Genomic DNA, 19313 nt, shown 5'->3' on the forward strand with positions numbered 1-19313 from the left:
TCGGCGTTCGAATTGAGTACGACTACTCATGTGCGGGCCGGGCGCCGCCCGTCAGACTCCGGAGCATGATCAGCAGTGTTCCCCCGTCGTCCGACCGACAGCCGCCCGATCCGCTCGGATGTCCCGACTGCGCCGCCGCGCTGCCTCCGGGCACGCCCGGGCGGTGCCCGGCCTGCGGGCTGCCGTTGACCGGGCCGGTGGCGGCGCGACTGTGGCAGGTGGAGAAGGGGCTGCACGAGACCGAGAGGCGGCGGGTGACGCTGCTGCGGCTGCGCGAGGAGCTGCTCGCCGAACTGCGGGCGCTGCGCGGGGCGCCGGACGCGCCGCCGCCCGCGCCGGTGTGGCCCGCTTCCCCGGTCGCCCGGGCGGCGGGCGAGGTGTCCGGGCGCTCGGCGCAGACCGCGCTGCTGGTGCTCGGCGGTGTGCTGGTGAGCATCGCGGCGCTGGTGTTCACGGTGGTCAGCTGGGGCCGGATGGGTGTCGCCGGGCGGGCCGCCGTGCTGTTCTGCCTCACCGCCGCCGCGCTGGCCGCGCCGCTGGTGCTGCGCCGGCGCGGGCTCTTCGCGACGGCCGAGACCTTCGCCGGGATCGGTGTCGCGCTGCTCCTGCTGGACGGGTTCAGCCTGGAGCACCTCGGGCTGGGGAGCTCGGGCGCGCCCGGGTACTGGGCGGGCGTGACGGCCGTGGTGTCGGCCGGGTCGGCGGCGTACGGGTGGCTGCTGCGGATGCGGGTGCCGCTGTTCGCGGGCTACCTGCTCGGGCGGCTGCCGCTGCTGCTGGCGGCGCACGCGGCCGGGTTCGGTGACGTCACCGGGTCGGTGACGGCGATGGCGGCGACGGCGGCGCTGGACTACGCGTTCCTGCGGCAGGGCCCCGTTCGCTCGCTCTCGCCGCGGGTCGTCAACGTCTTCGCGGTGATGAGCCTCGTGTGGGCGGCGATGGCCGCCGCGTTCGCGTTGCAGGTCTCGCTGAACGCCGGCCTCGGGCTCGCGTCGGCCAAGTACGAGAGCCGGGTCGGGGCTTCGCTCGGCGTCTGGCTGCCGCTGGGGCTGCTGGCGCTGGCGGCCCTGGCGGTCTCGCTGCCCCGGGGTTACCCCGGGCTCGGTGTCGGTGGCCGCCGGATCGCCGCGCAGGCGGCGGGTCTGGCGGCGGTGGCCGCCGGGGGCGGGACGTTCGCGGCGCTGCTGCCCGGCGGCTGGGGCGCGGTGGGCTTCGGGGCTCCGGCGGTGCTGCTGGCGGTGGCGGGCGCCGCCCGGCTGGGGCGGGGCGCCGTGGAGGGCCGAGTGGTCCCCGTCGGGCTGCTGACGGCGGCGGGGGCGGTGCTGGTCGTCACCTCGGCGGTGTCGCTGGAGCAGCTGCTGCCCGGGCTGGTCGAGCCGGCGGCGCACTGGCGGGCGACCTGGGAGGGGACCCAGCCGCCGCGCGGGGACCGGTCGGCGCCGGGCGCGGCGCTGACGGCGCTGTGGCTGCTGCTGGCGGCCGGGGCGGCGGTGCGGGTGTGCGGGCTGAGGGCGGCCGCGACGGCTGCGGCGGAGGCCGTGGCCTCCGGGGTCGCGGCGGTGGCGCTGGCGCTGCTGCCGGTGGCGTTCGGGCTGTCGCCCGCGGTGGCGGTCGGGTTCGTCACCGCGCTGGCGCTGGCGGGCGGCTGGTTCCTCGACCGGCGCCCGGCGCTCGCCCCCGGGGCGCTCGTCGCGGGCGTGCTGGCACTGCTGTGGGCGCTGGCCGACCGGCCGTCCACGATCGTCGTGCTCGCCCTGGCGGCGGCGCTCGCCGTCCTGCTGACCGTCCGGGGGCGTCCGGCGCCGGCCGTCACCGCCGTGCTGGCGGTGGCCGCGCTGGGCGGGGAGGCGGCGGCGGTGGCCGTCACGGCGGGCCTGGAGCGGCCGGACCACCTGCTGGCGGTGCTCGCCGTCGCCCTCGCCACCGCGCCGGTGGCGGCCTGGCTGACGGGACGTACGGATCCGGCGGTTGCGACGGCGGTGGAGTTCGCGGGCTACGGCACGGCCGCGCTCGCCCTGCTGCTGAGCGCCGACGTGCCCGGGCGACTCTCCTTCGAGCTGGCGGTGACCGGGACCGCCGCCCTCGGCGTGGCCCTGCGGGCGGACCGGCGGCGCAGCGCCCCGGTGGCCGGGGTCGCGCTGCTGATCGCCGCCTCCTGGATCTGGCTGGCGCGGCTGGACGTGGGCACGCCCGAGGCGTACAGCCTGAGCCTGGCCGTGGCCGCCCTGGTCTTCGGCCACCTGCGGCGCAGGCGCTTCGCCGAGGAAGGTCTCGGCTCCTGGGCCGTGTACGGGCCCGGGCTGGCCGTGGGGCTGTTGCCGAGCCTGTGGGCGCTGTTCCTGGACGGGCACTGGCTGCGGCCGCTGCTGCTGGGCCTCGCGGCACTGGCGGTGACGGTGCTGGGGGTGCGGCTGCGGTTGCAGTGCCCGCTGCTGCTGGGCGGCGGGGTGCTGGTGCTGGTGGCGGGGCACGAACTCGCCCCCACGGTGGTGCAGGTGCTGGGCCTGCTCCCCCGCTGGGTGCCGCTGGCCGTGGCCGGGGCACTGCTGCTGGCGCTGGGCGCCACGTACGAGCAGCGGCTGCGCGAGGCCCGTCGGCTGACCGGGGCGCTGCGGCGGCTGGGCTAGGCCGTGTCTTTCGGCTCACGCCGGGCGGTGGGGCCCCGCCCGGTGCGCGGGGCCCCACCGACGGTGTCAGCAGCCGAAGTTGATCACGCGGAAGGTCGCGTAGTGGTCGCTGGTGTAGTAGTCCTCGTGGTACCGCTGGCCGGTGATGATGCGGCGGGTGCCACGGGTCGGGGCGCCCGGGGTGACCACGGTGTACTCGTGGTAGTAGCCGGAGGACTGGGCCGGGAGCACGGTGCCCCTGTTCTGGAACACGATGCCGTCGTGCGGGTACGGGAACGGCCCGTTGGAGGCGATCAGGTTCAGGGTGGTGCGGGCCTGGGACGGGAGGGCGGTCAGGCACACCGAGCCCGTGACGGACGCCTGCGCCTCGGTGGCGACGGCGACGGGTGCGAGGGTGGCCAGGGCGAGGGTGGCGATGACGGCGGCGGCGCGGGTCTTCGCGCGTAGAGTGCGGGTCATGTCAAACAGGATGGCGACCGTGCCGGTTCACCGGAAGCCCCTGAACCGACTCTTCATCTCCGGTCAACTCGACGTACCTGCCGACGACTTGATCCCGCCCCGCCGGAGCCCCGGACGGGCCCGCCACGCCCGGCCGTGACCGACCGTCACGAGTTGTCACACCCTCCCGCTAGCGTGGGCGCCGAGCACCATCGAGCACCACGAGCACTTCCGAGTGCTACCGCGCATCACCGAGCAGAGGAGGCACGCCATGTCCCTGGTCCGGGTCCACAACTTCTCGATCTCCCTCGACGGCTACGGCACCGGCGAGGACCAGACCCTCGAGGCGCCCTTCGGCCACGCCGGCGGGCGGCTGACGAACTGGTTCACCGGGACCAGAACCTTCCGCCGGATGATCGGCCAGGAGGGCGGCGACACCGGGGTCGACGACGCGATGGCGGCCGCCTGGGGCCCCGGCATCGGCGCCGAGATCATGGGCCGCAACAAGTTCGGCCCCCAGCGCGGGCCGTGGGAGGACGAGTCCTGGCGCGGCTGGTGGGGCGAGGAGCCGCCCTTCCACACGCCGACGTTCGTCCTCACCCACCATCCGCGCCCCTCCGTGGAGATGGAGGGCGGCACCGTCTTCCACTTCCTCGACGCCACGCCCGAGGAGGCGCTGCGCCGGGCCCGGGAGGCGGCCGGCGGGCTGGACGTGCGGATCGGCGGCGGCCCGAGCACCGTCCGGGCGTTCCTGGAGGCCGACCTGATCGACCATCTGCACCTGGCCGTCGTGCCGATCGTGCTCGGCCGGGGCGTCCCGCTCTGGTCGGGCCTGGAGGGCCTCCAGGAGCGCTTCGACGTCGAGGCGGTGAGCAGCCCGAGCGGGGTCACCCACCTCACCTTCACCCGGCCGCGCAAGCCCTGACGGGCACAACGGCAACGCAGGCGCGGGCGGCCTCCCCTCTCCGCAGTTCGCGAGGGGAGGCCGCCCGTACGGATGCGCCCGAAGGGTCGGACGACTCAGACGCGGTCGGCCGCGATCAGCACGTACTGGAAGGAGCCGTCCTTGTAGGACTCGATGAACGCCTCCTCGATGCCGGTGACCAGCGAGGTGGTGTTGCGCAGCTCCCAGTAGGGCAGCGTGTCCGGGGTCAGGTCGATGACGGCCTGGGGCACCAGGCGGTTGTCGGCCATGGCGCGCAGGTACTCGCGGCGGGAGTGGATGTTGCACTCGAAGTGCGCGTTGATCTGCGAGACCCACTTCGACGGCTGGCCGTAGCGCGGGTTCCAGCAGCCGGTGATGGTGACGTAGCGGCCGCCGACCGCGAGCACCCGGGAGTGCTCGGCGAACAGGTCGTGCAGGTCCACGTACATGCTGGACTCGTTGTTCCAGGAGCCGGCGATGGTGCCGTTCTCGATCGGCATGTCGAGCATGTTGGCGACCCGCGAGCGCACCGACTCGCCGATGCCCAGCTCGCGGGCGCGGTTGTTGCCGAAGTCGGCCTGCTGCACGGAGAGGGTCAGGCCCTCGACCTTGGCGCCGAAGCGCTGGTGGGCCATCACCATCGAGCCGCCGCGGCCGCAGCCGGCGTCGAGGAGGGTGTGGTCGGCGCGGATCTCGCCGAGGTGGTCGAGCAGCACGTCGGCCTGGGCGGACTCCAGGCGGTGCAGCTCGGCGATGACCTTCTTCTCACGCTCGCTGTCGGCCGGGTCGCCGATCGCGGCCTCGTCGATCGCACCGATGCCGTAGTGGTGGTGGTACAGGCCGTCGACGTCGCCGAGACGCAGGTTGACGGGGCGAGCCTCGTTGTTCCAGTAGCGCGCGATGTCGCCCTGGTAGGGGGTCGCCGGGCCGGGGATCGCGGCGTCGTTGGCGGTGAGGTCGTCGGTCAGGGACATGCGGGTCAACTCCAGGATTCTCAGCGTTGGTTACGGGACAAGGTGGGACGACTGCCGACGGCTGGTCACCAGAAGTCGGGCAGGCTGTAGCGGTGCGTGTTGGTCTGGTGCCAGTAGTGGTTGCCGTCGAGCCATGCGGCCACTCCCTGAAGGAAGCGCACGAGCGTCGGCACCGGGCAGGCGACGGCCAGCGCGGCCGACTCGGCCTCGAAGGCGCGCATCAGGTCGTTGTGGACCTCGACCGCCTTCAGATAGCCCTCCTGGCGTGAGACGTTCTCGCGCTCGGAGATCACCACCGGCAGGTTCAGGTGCAGTCCGGGACTGGACAGCTCCTTGGTGTACGAGTACAGGTCGTTGACGATCGTGGTGGCGTTGCCGGCCAGCGCGATCACCCGCTGCATGGCGGGCAGCGCGTGGAGCTCGACGGGCAGCTCGTAGCCGCCGACCGTGTCGGTGATCGTCGGGCAGGGGCGGAAGTTGTTGAACTGGCGCATCGCCAGGTACTCCCACACCTCCGGGACGTAGTCCGTCTCCGTCCAGGCCGCCTCGGCCAGGTACCCCAGGTGCAGCCGCGCCATGTCGTGGCGGAAGCGGTCCGCCTGCGAGGGCGTGGAGGCGCGGACGAAGTAGTCCATCGCCGAGCGGTACGAGCGCCGGGGCGCGTCCTCGGAGAGCGAAGCCTCCCAGGCAGAGTGGTACTCCGGCGTGGTGTGCAGCGGGTCCAGCGCGGTGTGCGCGAGCAGCAGGCGGCCGCCCAGGCCGACCGGCGAGCCGCCGAGGTCCTCGCAGTAGCAGTCGTCCACCGCGTTCTCGGCGACCATCAGGCGGGCGGCGATCATCAGGTGGTCGATGCTCGGCGCGTCCGGGTGGCAGGCCACCATGTAGCGCCCGGTGGAGAACCCGTCGAAGTCCTTCTCCCACTCCGGCGGGTAGAGCTCGATCTCGTCCATCGCCCACGCCTTGATGCGCAGGCTGAGCGCCTCCACGCGGACGGGGTCGGGCTCGGCGATCGGGTGGTGGTAGAGGCCGGGGATGGGGTCACCGGACTTCGGCTTGCCGCCGGTGGGCGCCGCGGCGGCCGGAGGCGGGGCCAGGGACAGGCCGGGGACGGAGAGGCCGGGAAGGTAAAGGCCCGATACGGGCGGCGCCTGGGCCTCGGGCGCTTCGACCTCGGGCATCTCGGCCGCGGGCGTTTCGACCTCGGCGACCTGAGCCTCGGGGGCCTCGACCTCGGGGATCCGAGCCTCGGGGACGCCGACCTCCGGGGCCTCGACCTCCGGCGCTGCGGGCGGTGACGTCAACTGGAGTCCTGAGGTGCCCAGTCCACTGGGCCCGCGCAGGATCCTTTCCATAGCGGTGGTGCTCACGGATGGGGAGTCCGGTGTGGTGCTCAGGGGCATGGAGCCTCCTCCGAGAGGGATCGCAAAATATGACGGGACCTCATCTCGCCCGCCGCGAGGGGAAACTCCACGCTGCGGACCCCGTCTCGCTCGGTCCCCAACCGTATGCGCGAAAGCCCGTTCCGCATCGCAACGGACGATCTTCTACACCCGATCAGGTGAACGTTCATGCTGTCCGGTGTGGACGCGCCCTTGTCATGCATCGGCGCACCCCCTGCGGCGTCAACCGCGCGCATTCACCCGTGTCCTGACCCGAGCGGGCGCGTTGAGCCCGTCGCGGCGGGGGCTGTTCGAATGCGCACCTCGCCGCGCATTCGCATCCTCCGAGGAGAACACGCCGTGACGAAAATGCCCGACTTCTACATGCCGTGGCCCGCACGCCTCAATCCGCATCTGGAGACCGCCCGCGCGCACAGTCTGCTCTGGGTACGGGAGACGGGGATGCTCGAACCCGTCTGGGACGAGGAGCGCTTCACCGCGATGGACTTCGCGCTGTTCGCCGCCTGGACGCACCCCGACGCCTCCCCCGACGAACTGTGCCTGATGAGCGACTGGTACGTCTGGGGCTGGTACGTCGACGACTACTTTCCCCAGGCGTTCACCGACGTCGAGCAGCTCGGCGCGGCCAAGGAGTACCTGTTTCGCCTGCGGGGCTTCATGCCGACCGACGGCACTCCGTCCGGCCTCACCCCGGAGAACCCGCTGGAGCGCGGGCTGGTCGACCTCTGGTCCCGCACCGCGCCCGGCAAGTCGGAGCCGTGGCTGCGCCGTTACGTCGAGGTCATCCAGGACATGGCGGAGGAGGCGCTGCGCGAGCTGTTCAACCTCGCGTGCGGCGGCGACCGCGTCCTCGACCCGATCGAGTACCTCGAAGTCCGGCGCTCGGTCGGCGGAATCCTCTGGTCGGCCCAACTGCTGGAGCACGCGCTGGGCCTGGAGCTGCCGCCCCGGCTGCTCGACGAGCGTCCGCTCAACGTGCTGACCGCCGCGTTCGCCGACTCCCAGGGCCTGCAGAACGACATCATCTCCTACGACATCGACATGGCCGAGGGCAAGGTCAACAACGGTGTGACGGTCCTGGAGCACTTCCTGCGCTGCGATACCCAACGCGCGGTCGAGCTCCTCAACGACCTGGTCACGGACGGACTCCGGCACTTCGAGCACACCGCCGCGACGGAACTGCCGCCGGCCTTCGACGAGTACCTCGTGAACCCGGCCGAGCGGACCGGGGTACTGAGGTACGTCCAGGGCCTGAAGGACTGGATGGCCGGGAACCTCGAATGGGCGCTGCGCCCCGGCGGACGCTACCTGCCCGAGGGCGCGGCCGGGTCGGGAACGGGCTCACCACTGCGCGGTCCGACCGGCCTCGGCACCGCCGCCGCCCGGATCGGGCTCGCCCCCGCTCAGCTGCGCCTCGCGACGAGGAGTCACACCCACAATCCCCGTCCGCCGTTCGAGCAGCTGGTCCTCCCGGATTTCTACATGCCCTTCCCGGTCCGGGTGAACGAGAACCTGGAGGCGGCCCGCGCGCATTCCCTGGCCTGGATGCGGTCGATGGGCGTACTGGACGCGCCGGGGCTCGGCATCTGGACCGAGGAGAGCGTGAAGTCGGCGGACCTCGCGCTGTTCACCGCGCTCACCCATCCGGGTGCGACGCCCTCGGAGCTGGACCTGCTCACCGACTGGTACACCTGGGGCATCGTCCACGACGACTACGTCCTGGAGGTCTTCAAGCGGTCGCGCGACTTCGCCGGCGCGAAGGCGTACACCGACCGGCTCGTGCAGTTCCTCCCAGCGGACGGCCTCACCATGCCGGTGCCGCTGAACCCGTCGGAGAGGGGCCTGGCGGACGTGTGGACCCGTACCGCGCCGGCGGTGCCCGCCGACCCCCGGCGAAGGTTCGCCGGTGCGGTGGCGGAGTGCATCCGGGCCGGGATGTGGGAGGTCTCCAACCGGATGCAGAACCGCGTCCCCGAACTGGTCGACTACGTCACCATGCGACGCATCACGCTCGGCGCCGGCCTCTTTCCGGACATGATCAACTACACCTCGGGCGCCACCGTCCCGGACGCCGTCCTCCACAGCCGACCGATCAGCAGGCTGCAGGCCGCCGCCGGTGACTGGGCGGGCTGGTCCAATGACGTCACCTCCTACCAGCTCGAAGTGGAGTTCGAGGACGAGGTGCACAACGGAATCATCGCCCTCCAGCGCTTCGCCGACTGCGGTCTGCCCCGGGCGGTGGGTGTGGTGAACGACCTCCTGACGGCACGTCTGCGCGAGTTCGAGCACATCTGCGACACCGAACTGCCGGCTCTGGCCGACGAACTGGAGCTGTCCGCCGATGACCGCGCGGCTCTGGACGGACACGTCCGGGCCTGGCAGGACTGGATCGCAGGGTGGCTCGAATGGCACCTGCGGACGGGCCGCTACACGGACTTCCGCACTCAGAGGACTCTGCCCACCCTGTTGCGACGCGGCCCGGTCGGGCTCGGCACCGCCGCCGCCCGGGTCGGGGTGAGCGCGTAGCACGCCGCGCGTGCGGGTCGGGGCGCGCCCCGGCCCGCACCTTCGCTCGCGCTCCGTGTAAGGAGGAGAAGAATGGCGGGTGGCACCGCCGCAGAGGGCGGGGCCGAGAAGGAGGACCAGCGCATGCAGAGTCAGACCGGCAGCCGTACCGCACTCGTCGAGGACCTGATGGGGCGCTTCCCGGACGTGCCCAGGGAGGCGGTGATCAAGGAGGACCTGCTGCGCGGCGGCATGGCCTTCGACGAGTCCGCGCTGAGCGGCAGCTCCGGGACCGGGGGCGGCGAGGTCAAGCCGAAGTCTTACTTCATCTTCTCCTTCGACCACCGCACCCTGCCCGAGCTGGGCGCGGCCGCGCTCAACCGGCCGCCGGAGGAGATCGTCCTGACCGGCGGGCCGTACGAGCTGCGCCGCACGGTGGTGTCGGTGCGGGTCAACCCGGACTCCCCGTACCGGGTCGGCGCGGGGGACGACGGCACGCTCGGGCTCTACCTGGACGGCGTGCGGATCGCGGACGTGGGCCTGCCGCCGATGCCGGACTACTACCGGCACACCCTGGCCAACGGGAAGTCGGTGATGGAGGTCGCCCCGACCATCCAGTGGGGTTACCTGATCTACCTCACGGTCTTCCGGGTCTGCCAGTACTTCGGCGCCAAGGAGGAGTGCCAGTACTGCGACATCAACCACAACTGGCGCCAGCACAAGGCCGCCGGCCGCCCCTACACCGGCGTCAAGCCCGTCGAGGAGGTGCTCGAGGCGCTGGCGCTGATCGACGAGCACGACACCGCCCGCGCCTCCAAGGCGTACACCCTCACCGGCGGGGCGATCACCTCGCAGGTCGGCGGGAAGGACGAGGCCGACTTCTACGGCCAGTACGCCAAGGCCATCGAGGAGCGCTTCCCCGGCCGGTGGATCGGCAAGGTCGTCGCCCAGGCCCTGCCGCGCGAGGACGTCCAGCGCTTCCACGACTACGGCGTGCGGATCTACCACCCCAACTTCGAGGTCTGGGACAAGCGGCTGTTCGAGCTGTACTGCCCCGGCAAGGAGCGCTACGTCGGCCGCGACGAGTGGCACCGCCGCATCCTCGACTCCACCGAGGTGTTCGGGCCGGAGAACGTCATCCCGAACTTCGTCGCGGGCGTGGAGATGGCCGCGCCGCACGGCTTCACCACCGTGGACGAGGCCATCTCCTCCACCGAGGAGGGCCTGCGCTACTTCATGTCGCACGGCGTGGTACCGCGCTTCACCACCTGGTGCCCCGAGCCGACCACCCCGCTCGGCAAGGCCAACCCCGACGGCGCGCCGCTGGAGTACCACATCCGGCTGCTTCAGACCTACCGGGGGACGCTCGAGGAGTTCGGGCTCTCCTCCCCGCCCGGGTACGGGCCGGCCGGGCCGGGCAACGCGGTCTTCTCTGTCAGCTCGTTCATGGACTCGCTGACCGGGTGAGGTCTCCTACGTCCGTGACATCCATGACGCCCACCACATCCGTCACGTCCGTTTGAAGAACTCCACCTCGGCCAGGGCGATGCTGCGGCCGGGGCCCGTGCCCGCGGCCTCGCGGACGGTGAGTTTCACCTGGGCCACGTCGCTGATCCCGGTGGCCACCGTCTGCGGGCCCGGGCGGTCCTCGAGCGTGACCTGCCGGCGGTCCGTCCCGCCGTCCTTGTCCGTGACCTCCAGGGTCAGGACGATCGGGCGGGCCTGCTGGCGGAACTGCTCCGGGACCGGGGAGGGGCCGGTGTGGACGATCAGGTCCACCAGGCGGAACGGGGAGCGGAAGGAGAAGGTGAGGGAGTCCCCGACCGCGGGGGCTCCCCAGTAGGTGTTGGTGACGCCGTCGTCGGCGGCCGTGGCGGGGTGGCCCTCGACGGCGGCGCTCGCCGAGGTGGCGGAGGGGGCGACGGGCGCGGTGCCGCCCAGCTTGTCCAGCACGTCCTGGAACGCGCGCTCCCCGGTCGGGTAGAGCAGCACGCCTGCGACGACCAGCGCGACCAGGACCAGCAGCGCGATCGTGCGGCGCAGCGCGGTACCCGAGCCTCCGATGCGCACCCGGCGGCGGAACGGCCAGCGGGTACGCCACCAGGGCAGGGCGGGCGGCGGGGCGGTGACGGTCAGCGGGGCGGCGCAGCGGCGGCAGAAGCGGCGCTCGGGCAGGTTGGGGGTGCCGCACCTGGGGCAGGGCGGGCCGTCCTGGGTGTCGTCGGGGCCGGTGGCGCGGACGACGGGGCGGGGCGGGAGGGGCTTGGCGGGCTGGACGGCGACGGGGTCGGGTTCTGCGGGGGCGGGCACCCGGGGTTCGGGGGCCTTGGGCTCTCGGGCCTTGGCTTCGGGGCCCTTGGGCGGTTGGACGGGCGTCGCGGGCTCCAGTGGTGTCGCGGGCTCCGGTCGCGTCGCAGGCCGGGCGGGCTTCGGCGGCGCGGGCTCCTCCCGTACGGGCTCCTGTCGTACGGGCTCTTCCCGTACGGGCTCGGCGGGCGCCGTCACCTTGGGCGTCACCTTGGGCGTCGCCTTGGCCGCCGCCTGGCTGTCGCCGCTCGACCAGGCGAGGTAGGCGCCGCAGTTGCCGCAGAAGTCGTCCCCCTGGGCGTTGATCGTTCCGCACTCCGGGCAGACCGGCATCCGTCATCCCTCCGTTCGGCCGGGGAGGCCGGGCGGGCCGGGCAGGATCTCCACCCGGCAGGTCAGGTGGACCGGGCAGCCGGCCCTGACGACGGCGAGCACCTGGTCCTCGTCCAGGGCCGCGCCGCGCAGGGGCCAGGCCCGGACCAGCAGTTCGCCGCTCGGCGCGGGCGGCAGGGCGGCTCCGGCGGTGGTGGACCAGGCGGCCCCTCCCCCGTCCACGATCTCGGCACCGGCGCCCAGCACCAGGCGCAGCCGTTCGGCGAGCCCGCGCCGGGTGCCGCGCCAGCGGTGCAGTTCGACCGCGCGTCCGACGACGGCGCGGCGCACCTCCAGGGGCCAGGCCGGGTCGGTCTCGACCGCGACCCAGGAGGCCAGCCAGTCAAGGAAGTCCGGTGGGGCGAGGCGGGGTTGGAGGTAGGCGGGCAGGTTGTCGAGGGTGGAGAAGACGGGGGCGAGGACGGTGTCCAGGCCCGCCGTGAAGCGCTGGGCGAAGTCGTCGTCGGCGAAGAGGGCAGGCAGCAGGTCGCCGATCGGGTGCGGGCTGGGCAGCCCCGGTACGGCCGCACGCGTCATGCTTCACCGTCCTCGGCCGTGGTGACGATGACCTGGTGCTGGTGCGAGAAGGCCAGGGCGTCCGGGGGGACCTCGATGCGTTCGGCGGGTGCGCCCCGGCGGCCGGTGATCGGGTCGGCGGGGAAGAGCCGCAGTTCCTCGACGCCGGCGACGGCGGCCACCCGCTGGAGGACGGCGAACACCTCGCCGTACCGCACCGCCCGGCCGAAGGGCCAGCCCGTGCCGTCCGCGCCGCCGCGCAGCGGGTTGAGGTGGCGGTAGAGCGCGGCGAGGGCCGCCTCCCGGACGCGGTCCGGGTCCGGGGAGCGGGTGGTGAGTCGGGCGACGACCGTCACTCCCTGGTAGGCGGGCGGCTGGACGAGCAGGCGGGTGCCGATCAGCCTTCGCTCGTCGAGGGCGGTGGCGACGGCGGCGAGCACCTGCTCGTCGGGGATCAGCTGCTCGAAGCGCAGCCGGTCGCCGTCGTCCGCGACGGCCTCGGGCACGACCAGCACCCGCACGGCGCCCGGCTCGCCGGGGGCGGCGGGCACGCAGCTGATCCGGGCGGCGGAGGGCGCGGCCTGGCGGGCGATCAGCTCGTAGTCCCCGGCGGTCACGGCGCGTTCCTGGAGGCGCAGTTGGTGCGGGGCGCGCTGCTTGGCGTTGTCGACGCTCTCTCCGTCCACCCCTCCCCTGGCCGCCTCGCGGTTGTCGACCCGGGCGATGTACGGGACGGAGCTGCGCAGCACGGTGATCGTGCCGCGCGCGACGTTGCCCGCCGTTCCGCCGCCGGTGCGGTACTGCGGCACGCGCAGCCGGGCGCCCTTGGGCGGGACGGCGCCGAAGGCGCGCAGGGTGCCGTCCGGTTCCCGTACGGCGGGCGGGAGGTGGAACTCGCCGGTGGTGGCGTCGAGCACCACGTGCCGGTCGGTGGGCGAGGAGTCGCCGAAGTGCTCGACGACCGTCCAGCGTTCCCAGCCGTCGCCGGCCGCGACCTCGAGGACCGGGGGCCCGGCGTCGAGGAGGACGGGCGGCCGGGCGAGGCGGTAGCGCTGGCCCGCGACGCCTTCGGAGGTGCCGAGCTGCGCGTCGGTGACGGTCTGGGCGTGGGCGGCGGTCGCGGTGCCGCCGACGGTGAAGACCTCGGCGCGGCGGATGGTCGGGGATTCGGAGTAGAACGGCTGGCCCGGGTGCGGTTCGGTGACGCGGCAGCGCAGCCAGCCGGCGCGGCGGCCGGAGACCACGGAGGCGGTGTGCCCGGCGGGGACGAAGACCACGACCTCGCCGGGCCGGTTGAGGCCGCCGGTGGTGTCGGTGCCGGTCTCGCAGGGGAGCCAGCGTGCGCCGTCCCACGCCTCCCAGACCAGCGGGGGCTGGCGGGGGTCGACGCCGACGCCCTCGACGCGGCTGTCCAGGCGGACGGTCAGGATGCAGCGCGGGACGGCCGCCGGGAGGGCGAGGAGCATGGCGTCGTCGGCCTGCGGGCGCGCCTGGAAGCAGGGCACGTCGGCGCCGTCGGCCAGGCGGGCGGTGCGGTCGCTCTGTTCCCCGGTGGCGGTGACGGTGATCAGCCGCTCCAGCGTGCTGGGGACGATGGGGAGGTCCTCGGCGGTGGCGAAGACCACGGCCTCGTCGGTCTCGGTGCGCAGGGTGGAGACCTCGGTTCCGGCGCGCAGCAGGACGGTTTCGGGCTGGGGCGCGGAGAGCCAGAAGTCGACCTCGGCGCGGGCGGCGGCGGGCGGGAAGAGGCGCACGCCGAGGAGGTCGAGGAAGGCCGCGTAGTTCTTCTCCGGGACGCGGTTGAGGCGGTAGAGGAGCTGGTCGACCAGGTAGGCGAAGGTCTCGATGAGGGTGACGCCGGGGTCGGAGACGTTGTGGTCGGTCCACTCGGGGGCGCGCTGCTGGACGTAGCGCTTGGCCTCGTCGACGAGTTGCTGGAAGCGGCGGTCGTCCAGGTTCGGGGAGGGCAGGGCCATCAGTTCGCGCCGCCTTCCGCCGTCGCCAGGGCCGGCTCGGCGCCGGAGGAGTGCTCGGGGTGCTCGGGGATCGTGTAGAAGGGGAAGACGAGGTTGCGGCGATCGTTCGTGGAGCGAACCGTGTAGTGGAGATCGATGTAGAGCGTGCCCTCGTCGACGCCGTCGAAGGCGATCACCACGTCGTCCAGCTCGATCCGGGGCTCCCAGCGCTCCAGGGCGAGCCGCACCTCGCGTGCGATCCGCCCGGCGGTGGTGCCGTCGCCGGGGGCGAAGACGTACTCGTGGATGCCGCAGCCGAACTCGGGCCGCATGGGCCGCTCGCCCGGGGCGGTGCCGAGGATCAGCCGGATGGCCTCGGCGATCTCCCGGTCCCGCTCCACCATGCCGATGCCGCCGGTGGCGTTGACCCGCAGGGGGAAGGCCCAGCCCCGGCCGATGAATCCGCCGGTCGTCATATCGCTCCCCCGATCAGCACGTTGAACGCGCCCGTGATGATGGTGGCGCCGCAGACGGTCTTGTCGCCCACCCTGGCCGCCGGCAGGCCGCCGATGAGGACCAGTCCGCCGGTCACGCCGCCGAGTTGGGGCTCGACGAGGTTGGCCGGGCCGAGTTCGACGTGCGGGACGCAGGCGTGCAGGGTGCCGACCACGGCGGCGGGGCGGCCGCCGATCAGCACCGTCGCCACCTTGAGGGCGGCGCCCGGCGGCGGGGTGGTGAGGGCGCCGCCGTGGTCGGTGGGGTCGCCGGTCCGGGCTGCGGGGGGCATGTGCGGTTCTCCGTTCCAGAGGTGAGGTAGGCGTCGACGTGATGTCAGTTGATGCGGACGATGGCGGCCTTGAGGACGGCTTCTGCTCCGCCCTCGACGTTGACGGCCTGTGTTCCGCGCACGGTGACCGAGCCGCCGCGCACGTTCACTTCGCCGGTGCCCGCGTCCAGGGTGATGCCGGAGGAGGACAGGCGTACGGTGCTGCCCCCGGCGGCGCCGAGGCCGTGGACGGTCAGGACGATCTCCCCGGCGCGCTGGTCCAGCTTGACCTCCAGCTTCCCGTCGCCGCTCGCCAGCCGGACCCCGGAGGCCCCGGCCGGGACGTCGAGCAGCTCCAGCCGGTGGCCCGAACGGGAGGCCACGGAACGGCGGTTGATGGTTCCGGTGGCCGCGTCGACCAGCGGAACGTCGTGCGGGGAGGGCCTGTCCACGCCGTTGTAGAGGCCGCCCAGGACGTACGGGCTGTCCAGGTCGCCCTGCTCGAAGCCGACCAACACCTCGTCGTTGACCTCCGGGGCGATCACCCCGCCTCCCCCGGCGCCGCCCCACTGCACGGTGCGCACCCAGTCGGAGACGTAGGCGTCGTCCAGCCAGGGGAACCTGAGCCGCACCCAGCCTCGCTGCCCGTCCCCCGGCTCCCGGACGTCGGTGACCACGGCGACGGCCAGCCCCGGCATCCGGGGCCCGCGCGGCGGCGCGTTGCCGCCGGTGACCAGCCCGGTCAGCGAGCGGTCGGGCGCGGCGCTGACCACCACGGTGGTGCGGTAGCCCCGGAAGGGTTCGAGGAGGTGGCGCACCCCGGTGGCGGTGTAGCGGCCGGAGAAGGCGGCGCCGACGTTGCCCAGGGCGACGGCGGTGCCCGCCCGCAGCCTCGGGTTGCCCTCGACGACCGCCTCCAGCTCGCCGAACCCGGCGGCCACGGAGGCCGCCAGCGAGCGGGCGACGGCGGCGGTCTCCGCCTGGGTGCGGTACGGGGTGTCGGCGACCGTCAGCCGCGCCTGGCCGGGGAAGGCGGAGGCCGCGACGGAGGGGCTCATACCCGGCTGAACGGTCCGGGAGGTCACGGACGGTTCGGTGGCCACGAGCGCCCTCTTGGTGGTGACGTTCCAGCCCCTCGCCTCGACGGTGTCCGCCCCGGCGGTGCCGGTCAGCACCCCGCGCAGCTCCACCAGGTTGCGGCCGTACTCCAGCACCAGCGGGCTCTGCGGCGCGGGCGTGGACGGCGCGGGCGCGCCCGAGGCCGGATCGGGCCGGACGAACTCCAGCCGTCCGTCGTCGTCCACCCGCACCTGCGCGCCGCTCTCCTGCGCCAGGAAGGTCAGGAACTCCCAGTCCGGGACGTTCGCCTGGGAGAGCTGCTGGTGGACGACCGGGAACGAGTCCACCTTCCCGCACGCCAGGCCCGCGCCCGCCGCGACCTCGCGGACGATGTCGGCGGTCGTCATGTTGCGGAACGCCTTCACCCGGCGCCCTCGCATCAGGCGGTGCGACACGGCGGAGGCCCGCACCACGGTGTACGAGCCGGTCCCGTCGACCTCCAGCTCCAGCGCCGTCACCTCGCCGGTGAACAGCCGCACCCGGGTGTTGCCCTGGACGGTCACCACGGACACGCTCAGCCGGGTGCCGATGGTGATCCCGGTCGCGGAGAGGAAGGTGTGGTCGGCGTCGCGGAAGGCCAGCACCGCCGTGTCGGGCAGCCCGACGCTCTCCTCGATGTCGCAGGAGACCAGTTGGGTCGCCCAGACCGGCGGCAGCGGGCCCGGCGCCTCGACCACCGGGTCGGCGGCGAACGCCCGGCCGCCCCGGGCCTCGGGGGTCGTCATCGCCGCCCTCCCCGGGTGAGTTCGTCGATGCCCGGCACGATCAGCTCCGCGCCGGGGATAAGCACCATCGGGTCGTCGATGTCGTTGGCCTCCGCGATGGTCCGCCAGGCCGTCGCGTCCCCGTACGCGCGCCAGGCGAGCAACGGCAGGCTGTCGCCCGCGATCACCCGGTGGGTGCTGCGGGCCTCCGGCGAACCGGAGGTCGGGTTCTGGCCGGCCGGGTCGACGCTGGCCTCGTCGATGCTGAGCGAGCAGGTCGCGCGCAGCGGGTTGCCGTCCACGTCGAAGAGCGAGTAGGTGACGGACAGGCTCGACAGCACGCCGTTGAAGGAGGTCGTGGTCGAGGTGCCCCAGTCGAGGCGGATCCACGGGCTGGCGGGGGTCTTGCGCGCCAGGCTGGTGGGAGTGGGCACACAGGCCGTCATCAGCTGCTCGACGGCGCGCTCCACGGAGTTGTCGTGCGTCGCCGTCGCGTCCAGGAACACGTCCAGGGAGAGGGAGCGCGGGCCGCTGCCGACGAACTCGGGCAGGGCCGACTGCCCCGCCATCCGGGAGGGCGTCCGGCGCCACTCGGTGCTCTTGCGCAGCACGAGGGAGGCCGGGTTGAACTGCAGCCGCAGCCGCGCCAGCGCACCGCCGGGCTGGGCGCCGACCGTGGACGGGGGCTCCATGATGGTCAGTTGGGCCCGGGTGACGCTCGCGGGGACGCTGGCGGACATCGGGGTGCTTGCTCCTCTCTGGGCTCTCTCGGCTCTCTGGGCCGTCCGGGGCTGTCCGGCGGTCGGGGCGGGGATCCCTACGACGGGCGCAGGCCCGCGTGGGCGATCTCCAGGGTCTCGGTGGCCGCCTGGGAGTTGGACGGGTCGAAGGACGGGCCGTCCCAGCGCACCGGGACGATGCCGAGCACCTGCCAGCCGACGATCCGGCTCAGGTCCGGCCGCAGGGCGACGATCTCGCCGTCCTTCGGCTCCACCTTGCGGACGATCTCGCTCAGCCAGCGGGTGATCTTCGCGGTGTCGGAGGTGACGGCGCGGGTGAGCGTGATGTTCGACCAGGTGATGCGGCCCGGGAGCTGCCAGGAGAAACCGTTGTTGCCGCCCTCGGCGTACTGCTCGATCTCGACCTGGGCGCCGAGGCCCGAGCAGGTGGTGAACTCGCCGAGGTCGTTGCCGCCGATGGTGAGGCTGAAGAACACGCTGGTGGCGAAGATGTTGTCGGTCATCGGTTCCGTTCGTATCCCTTGCGTTCGGTTCCCAGGCGTTCCGTTCCCAGGCGTTCGTTCTCAGCGGCGGCCGTCGTACGGGCGCCCGGTGCGCTCCCTGCCCCTGCGCAGCTCGGTGCGCAGAAGTCGGCTCAGGGGCTCGACCAGGCGGCGGGCGAGCTCGTCGAGGTCGGCGGGCTCGGCGGGCTCGTTGGGGTGGGGCGGTGGGGCGGGTTTCGCCGAACCGGTCGAAGCCGAGGTCGAGGTCGAGGTCGAGGTCGAACGGCGCGCCTGGACGGCGGTCAGCGGCACCCCGGTCAGCCCCGCTTCCTCGGCGACACGTTGCAGCACGCGGGCGGTGGCGGCCGACGGGGTCGGGGTACGCGCCGGGGCGCCGGGCGCGCTTGCGGCGTCAGCGACCCGCTGCACCGTGCGGGCAGCGGTGGGCAGGGGCGACGTACGCGCCTCGACCCCGGGCGAGCCCGCCACTTCGGCGACCCGCTGCACCATGTGGCCGGCGGCGGGCAGGGGCGAGGTACGCGCCGGGACCACCGTCAACGGCCCTCCGACCAACGACCCCCCGACCAGCGGCCCCCCGACCGGGCGTGCCTCCCCGGCGGCACGTTGCACCACGCCGCTGGTGGCCGGTGATGCGAACTGTGCTGCGGGAGAGATCGGTTGGGGTCGGGGTACGGCCGAGAGCGGAGGAGGCGGCAGGTCCCGTGGGCGTGCGGGCCGGACGGCCGCCGGGGTGGCGGCGCTTCGGGCTACCGGCTCGAGACGCTGGGGAGCCGACCCGCCGTGCGGCGCTGCCGCCTGCGGGGGCGGGGACGAGGCACTCGCCTTCCGCTCGGTCACCGGGCCAGCGGCACGCTGGACGACGCCTCCGCCCGGCTCAGCCGCCGACCGCTCTCCAACCGATCGTCCCTCCGACGAACGCTTCCCAGGCGAACGTTTCCCAGGCGAACGCTGGAACACCGCCCTGAGGCCGCCACTACCCTGCTCGGCCACAGCCGATCCGACGTTGCCGACCTGCCCGTCCGAGGCCACCGGCCCACCGACCGATCGCCCCTGTGACGATCGCTCCCGGGTCGAGCGTCGGGACGCCGCCGTGGAGCCTCGCCCCTCCTGCTCAGCCACGCCCGGCTGCCCACCTGGTGTCGGCGACTCACCGATCGACCGTCGGACCGACGGTCGGTTCCGGGCCGAGCGCTGAACCACCGCTCCGAGGCCCCCGCCCGATGCGGACGGTCCACCGACCGATCGTCCTTCCGACGAACGGTTCCCGGTCGAACGCTGACGTACCACTCCCCTGTCGGCTGCTTCGGTTGACGAACGGCCGGACGTCGGAACGGCCGTCCCATCAACCGACCGTTCCTTCGGCGAGCGCTTCCGAACCGAACGTTGGAACACCGACGCGATGCGGCCCGGAGCCGAAGGTGCCTTCCCGTTGCCGGACCGGGCGTCGTCCGCAGCACCCGAG

At 73.4% G+C, this 19313-nt stretch carries 16 protein-coding genes; 4 read left to right on the forward strand and 12 right to left on the reverse strand.

The features are described from left to right. Positions 1-65: 65 nt before the first annotated feature. Complete coding sequence (locus IH61_RS0107080; protein WP_158844741.1) at positions 66-2627, forward strand: SCO7613 C-terminal domain-containing membrane protein; 2562 nt, start codon at positions 66-68, stop codon at positions 2625-2627. Positions 2628-2693: 66 nt separating this feature from the next. Here the strand turns inward: IH61_RS0107080 and IH61_RS0107085 are convergent, their stop codons facing one another. Next, positions 2694-3086, reverse strand: a complete 393-nt coding sequence (locus IH61_RS0107085; RefSeq protein ID WP_031066591.1) for a ribonuclease domain-containing protein — start codon at positions 3084-3086, stop codon at positions 2694-2696. 250 nt (positions 3087-3336) lie between these two features. Here IH61_RS0107085 and IH61_RS0107090 point away from each other — a divergent pair, with 250 nt between their 5' ends. Continuing rightward, positions 3337-3990, forward strand: coding sequence for a dihydrofolate reductase family protein (locus tag IH61_RS0107090; RefSeq protein WP_031066594.1), 654 nt, complete (start codon positions 3337-3339; stop codon positions 3988-3990). 95 nt (positions 3991-4085) lie between these two features. Here the strand turns inward: IH61_RS0107090 and IH61_RS0107095 are convergent, their stop codons facing one another. Continuing rightward, positions 4086-4964: a geranyl diphosphate 2-C-methyltransferase gene (locus IH61_RS0107095; protein ID WP_031066597.1), complete on the reverse strand. Its 879-nt coding sequence runs from the start codon at positions 4962-4964 to the stop codon at positions 4086-4088. A 65-nt stretch (positions 4965-5029) separates the two neighbouring features. Next, positions 5030-6265 (reverse strand): family 2 encapsulin nanocompartment cargo protein terpene cyclase, encoded by a 1236-nt coding sequence (locus IH61_RS40470; RefSeq protein WP_420713855.1) that lies wholly within the window; start codon positions 6263-6265, stop codon positions 5030-5032. A gap of 447 nt (positions 6266-6712) precedes the next feature. Here IH61_RS40470 and IH61_RS0107105 point away from each other — a divergent pair, with 447 nt between their 5' ends. Together IH61_RS0107105 and IH61_RS0107110 are read left to right on the forward strand one after the other, a co-directional pair. Then, entirely contained in the window at positions 6713-8890 is a 2178-nt protein-coding gene (locus IH61_RS0107105; protein ID WP_031066602.1) for a terpene synthase family protein, read from the forward strand. 123 nt (positions 8891-9013) lie between these two features. Next, positions 9014-10336, forward strand: coding sequence for a radical SAM protein (locus IH61_RS0107110; protein WP_031066605.1), 1323 nt, complete (start codon positions 9014-9016; stop codon positions 10334-10336). A gap of 42 nt (positions 10337-10378) precedes the next feature. Here IH61_RS0107110 and IH61_RS0107115 read toward each other — a convergent pair whose 3' ends face one another. From IH61_RS0107115 to IH61_RS44280, 9 genes are all read right to left on the reverse strand, one after another. Then, positions 10379-11509, reverse strand: a complete 1131-nt coding sequence (locus tag IH61_RS0107115; protein ID WP_031066608.1) for a zinc ribbon domain-containing protein — start codon at positions 11507-11509, stop codon at positions 10379-10381. 3 nt (positions 11510-11512) lie between these two features. Beyond that, a complete protein-coding gene (locus tag IH61_RS0107120) occupies positions 11513-12085 on the reverse strand; it encodes a phage tail protein (protein ID WP_031066610.1) in 573 nt (190 codons plus the stop codon). Beyond that, a complete protein-coding gene (locus IH61_RS0107125) occupies positions 12082-14040 on the reverse strand; it encodes a putative baseplate assembly protein (RefSeq protein WP_031066612.1) in 1959 nt (652 codons plus the stop codon). Before IH61_RS0107125 ends, IH61_RS0107120 begins: the two co-directional genes overlap by 4 nt. After that, positions 14040-14495: a GPW/gp25 family protein gene (locus IH61_RS0107130; protein WP_031066614.1), complete on the reverse strand. Its 456-nt coding sequence runs from the start codon at positions 14493-14495 to the stop codon at positions 14040-14042. The genes IH61_RS0107125 and IH61_RS0107130 overlap by 1 nt, the downstream gene beginning before the upstream one ends. Next, positions 14492-14806 (reverse strand): PAAR domain-containing protein, encoded by a 315-nt coding sequence (locus IH61_RS0107135; RefSeq protein WP_031066617.1) that lies wholly within the window; start codon positions 14804-14806, stop codon positions 14492-14494. The genes IH61_RS0107130 and IH61_RS0107135 overlap by 4 nt, the downstream gene beginning before the upstream one ends. Positions 14807-14850: 44 nt before the next feature. Further along, a complete protein-coding gene (locus tag IH61_RS0107140) occupies positions 14851-16629 on the reverse strand; it encodes a VgrG-related protein (RefSeq protein WP_031066620.1) in 1779 nt (592 codons plus the stop codon). Beyond that, positions 16626-17348: a LysM peptidoglycan-binding domain-containing protein gene (locus IH61_RS0107145; RefSeq protein ID WP_031066623.1), complete on the reverse strand. Its 723-nt coding sequence runs from the start codon at positions 17346-17348 to the stop codon at positions 16626-16628. The genes IH61_RS0107140 and IH61_RS0107145 overlap by 4 nt, the downstream gene beginning before the upstream one ends. A 77-nt stretch (positions 17349-17425) precedes the next feature. Continuing rightward, entirely contained in the window at positions 17426-17851 is a 426-nt protein-coding gene (locus IH61_RS0107150) for a phage tail protein (RefSeq protein ID WP_031066627.1), read from the reverse strand. Between the two features lie 60 nt (positions 17852-17911). Beyond that, positions 17912-18388, reverse strand: a complete 477-nt coding sequence (locus IH61_RS44280) for a hypothetical protein (protein ID WP_158844747.1) — start codon at positions 18386-18388, stop codon at positions 17912-17914. Positions 18389-19313: the final 925 nt, after the last annotated feature.

The organism is Streptomyces sp. NRRL WC-3742 (assembly GCF_000720635.1).
GTDB lineage: Bacteria > Actinomycetota > Actinomycetes > Streptomycetales > Streptomycetaceae > Kitasatospora.

Bases quoted from the DNA above. Each gene is read 5' to 3' on its own strand.
- IH61_RS0107080 (WP_158844741.1), top strand. From the start codon at position 66: ATGATCAGCAGTGTTCCCCCGTCGTCCGACCGACAGCCGCCCGATCCG.
- IH61_RS0107085 (WP_031066591.1), bottom strand. From the start codon at position 3,086: ATGACCCGCACTCTACGCGCGAAGACCCGCGCCGCCGCCGTCATCGCC.
- IH61_RS0107090 (WP_031066594.1), top strand. From the start codon at position 3,337: ATGTCCCTGGTCCGGGTCCACAACTTCTCGATCTCCCTCGACGGCTAC.
- IH61_RS0107095 (WP_031066597.1), bottom strand. From the start codon at position 4,964: ATGTCCCTGACCGACGACCTCACCGCCAACGACGCCGCGATCCCCGGC.
- IH61_RS0107105 (WP_031066602.1), top strand. From the start codon at position 6,713: ATGCCCGACTTCTACATGCCGTGGCCCGCACGCCTCAATCCGCATCTG.
- IH61_RS0107110 (WP_031066605.1), top strand. From the start codon at position 9,014: ATGCAGAGTCAGACCGGCAGCCGTACCGCACTCGTCGAGGACCTGATG.
- IH61_RS0107115 (WP_031066608.1), bottom strand. From the start codon at position 11,509: ATGCCGGTCTGCCCGGAGTGCGGAACGATCAACGCCCAGGGGGACGAC.
- IH61_RS0107120 (WP_031066610.1), bottom strand. From the start codon at position 12,085: ATGACGCGTGCGGCCGTACCGGGGCTGCCCAGCCCGCACCCGATCGGC.
- IH61_RS0107125 (WP_031066612.1), bottom strand. From the start codon at position 14,040: ATGGCCCTGCCCTCCCCGAACCTGGACGACCGCCGCTTCCAGCAACTC.
- IH61_RS0107130 (WP_031066614.1), bottom strand. From the start codon at position 14,495: ATGACGACCGGCGGATTCATCGGCCGGGGCTGGGCCTTCCCCCTGCGG.
- IH61_RS0107135 (WP_031066617.1), bottom strand. From the start codon at position 14,806: ATGCCCCCCGCAGCCCGGACCGGCGACCCCACCGACCACGGCGGCGCC.
- IH61_RS0107140 (WP_031066620.1), bottom strand. From the start codon at position 16,629: ATGACGACCCCCGAGGCCCGGGGCGGCCGGGCGTTCGCCGCCGACCCG.
- IH61_RS0107145 (WP_031066623.1), bottom strand. From the start codon at position 17,348: ATGTCCGCCAGCGTCCCCGCGAGCGTCACCCGGGCCCAACTGACCATC.
- IH61_RS0107150 (WP_031066627.1), bottom strand. From the start codon at position 17,851: ATGACCGACAACATCTTCGCCACCAGCGTGTTCTTCAGCCTCACCATC.